The organism is Nostoc sp. T09 (assembly GCF_002154695.1).
GTDB lineage: Bacteria > Cyanobacteriota > Cyanobacteriia > Cyanobacteriales > Nostocaceae > Aulosira.
Genome location: NZ_MTAV01000264.1, coordinates 1 through 1560, shown reverse-complemented (window position 1 = coordinate 1560; position 1560 = coordinate 1). Strand labels below are relative to the sequence as shown.

Sequence of the window (1560 nt, the reverse complement as noted above, 5' to 3'; positions counted from 1 at the left end):
CTCAATAGTGGCTTTCCTCAACTCAATAGTGGCTTTCCTCAACTCAATAGTGGCTTTCCTTAACTCAATAGTGGCTTCCGCAAACTCTGCATCTAATCTGAAAAAATGGCATCGAAAAGCGATCGCTGAACATGGAAAGTTATAGCATTTATGCTGGAGTTGAGAGTGCGATCGCTTAAAAATTACCACCACTGATAAACTATAAGAAAATATGAGTAACTAGAATAATTTTCATCTGCCTTCAAATCGATTAAGAATCTCGTCAGGCAAAGGTGCATCAAAATTACCAGGAACTTTAAATTCTCCAGCACACAAAGCAAATGGTCGCTGTTGCTTGTTATGGTTTTGAATTGGTTTTAGTTCAGCAATTGCTTTGTCTTGTTGAATAATAATAAAACTTTCACCTGCCTCAACTAGATTGAGGTACTTTAATAGATTTTGTTGCATCTCATCAACAGTGACTCTCTGCATCTGAGTATTTCGACGTAGTGGTATGGATATAGTGTATATCCTAACTCAATTGTAGTGCGATGTCTGACAACAAGCCGCTTTGCGTCTACGCTGTTTGCAAATATCACAGTACTGCACAAAAGTAAGTGTGAATGTAAAATAAAATATTATATATAGCTTTCTTATTTAGAAATTTATGTCTCCAAAAATTCAAAGATATTTTATTCAAAAAACTCCAGGAGTTTGCGGAGGAAATGCACGCATCCGCGATACTCGCATTGCTGTTTGGACTCTAGTTTCTTTTCGCCAGCAAGGAGCCTCCGACGAAGAATTATTGAGAAATTATCCAGCGTTAACACCTGAAGATTTAGAAGCAGTTTGGTCATACTATCAAGAACATCCACAAGAAATTGATCAAGTTATAGCTAACGACGCATAACATGACTAAGTTTTATGCAAATGAGAATTTTCCTCTTGATTTAATTCAAGAGTTACGTCAGCTTGGCTATGATGTGCTGACATCCTATGAAGCTGGACAAGCAAATCAGTCGATTAGCGATGAAGAAGTATTAAACTTCGCTCATGAGCAGCAGCGAGTTGTGATTACTCTCAATAGAGAAGATTTTATTAGCCTGCATAAACAAGGTCAACAGCATAGCGGCATTATAATTTGTAAGGAAGATAGAGATTATAAAAGACAGAGTGAGACCATCTCTGAGTTTCTTATTCAGAATACTCAGCCTTTAAGATGCAGGTTGATTAGAATCAAAAAACAAAATCAAAAAGGGTCTGCGACACAAGTATTTGTTGTACAAGAATATTAAAGTTTGATTTTATTTTGTGTAAGTGCGATCGCACTTTGCGGATATTAGCTGAAACAATATTAAAAATCAAAAAACAAATTATAAAAGTTAAATAGCTATTATAGCTGTCATATTTTATTTGTGAAAATCCCTCTTTTCAGATCCCCGACTTCTTTAAGGATACAGCTGGCGAATAGGGGGTCTTACCCCCTGGGAACCCGAGGAGCAGCAAATAAGAAGATACAAATAGTAGAGTATCTTCTTATAGCTGCGTATGACACTGCATCCAGTGAATCAATGGGAAATA

The 1560-nt window shown here is 36.6% G+C and carries 4 protein-coding genes; 3 read left to right on the top strand and 1 reads right to left on the bottom strand.

The window, feature by feature from the left end:
• Nucleotides 1–63 (top strand): hypothetical protein (locus BV372_RS38530; protein ID WP_143845505.1); only part of this gene is annotated, 63 nt, incomplete at its 5' end.
• A 168-nt stretch (nt 64–231) separates the two neighbouring features.
• On the opposite strand, the gene BV372_RS34390 is transcribed toward BV372_RS38530, so the two are convergent.
• Nucleotides 232–471 (bottom strand): type II toxin-antitoxin system Phd/YefM family antitoxin, encoded by a 240-nt coding sequence (locus BV372_RS34390; protein ID WP_086691984.1) that lies wholly within the window; start codon nt 469–471, stop codon nt 232–234.
• A gap of 175 nt (nt 472–646) precedes the next feature.
• Between BV372_RS34390 and BV372_RS34385 the strand changes: the two genes are divergently transcribed.
• Together BV372_RS34385 and BV372_RS34380 are read left to right on the top strand one after the other, a co-directional pair.
• A complete protein-coding gene (locus tag BV372_RS34385; RefSeq protein ID WP_086691982.1) occupies nt 647–889 on the top strand; it encodes a DUF433 domain-containing protein in 243 nt (80 codons plus the stop codon).
• Between the two features lies 1 nt (nt 890).
• Complete coding sequence (locus BV372_RS34380) at nt 891–1274, top strand: DUF5615 family PIN-like protein (RefSeq protein WP_179198334.1); 384 nt, start codon at nt 891–893, stop codon at nt 1272–1274.
• The last annotated feature ends 286 nt before the right edge of the window (nt 1275–1560 follow it).

Excerpts from the sequence above, each read along its gene's own strand:
- BV372_RS34380 (WP_179198334.1), top strand. The coding sequence starts at position 891 with ATGACTAAGTTTTATGCAAATGAGAATTTTCCTCTTGATTTAATTCAA.
- BV372_RS34390 (WP_086691984.1), bottom strand. The coding sequence starts at position 471 with ATGCAGAGAGTCACTGTTGATGAGATGCAACAAAATCTATTAAAGTAC.
- BV372_RS34385 (WP_086691982.1), top strand. The coding sequence starts at position 647 with ATGTCTCCAAAAATTCAAAGATATTTTATTCAAAAAACTCCAGGAGTT.